Origin of the sequence: Chryseobacterium sp. SIMBA_038 (assembly GCF_046535115.1) — a bacterium.
GTDB lineage: Bacteria > Bacteroidota > Bacteroidia > Flavobacteriales > Weeksellaceae > Chryseobacterium.
On sequence record NZ_JAWRXH010000038.1, the window covers coordinates 1 to 395 of the forward strand.

Sequence of the window (395 nt, forward strand, 5' to 3'; positions counted from 1 at the left end):
AGCCTTTTATTTTGTACAAACTGGAATTCAAAGACAAACTACAGCAATATTTGATTTTTAAGGTGTTTCTGAAATCACCACGCTGTTACGAATAAGGGCTCAGATTATAAACCCAAGCCCTATTATTTTATTATAACTGATACACTTCATAGTATAAGTTATTTTTTACTAAATTATTCGAAAGCATATTTTAGTAAAAACTATTGATCACTTATCCATTTATTAAAGTCAGTGTTTGTGGGAAGACCGATTTTTTTTCGTAGTCTATATTTTTTTGATTCAACAGTACGGACAGACATAGTACCATATTGCGCGATCTCTTTATTGGAAAAATTAAGTCTCACTAAAGCACAAAACGTTAAATCACCGACATTAAGATCTGGGTAACATCTAAT

1 protein-coding gene is annotated in these 395 nt (G+C 30.6%); it reads right to left on the reverse strand.

Annotated features, from left to right (window positions below; translation table 11 throughout):
• Positions 1-200: 200 nt before the first annotated feature.
• On the reverse strand, positions 201-395 hold a 195-nt coding region (locus SB689_RS22625; protein WP_410694321.1), incomplete at its 5' end, for a helix-turn-helix transcriptional regulator.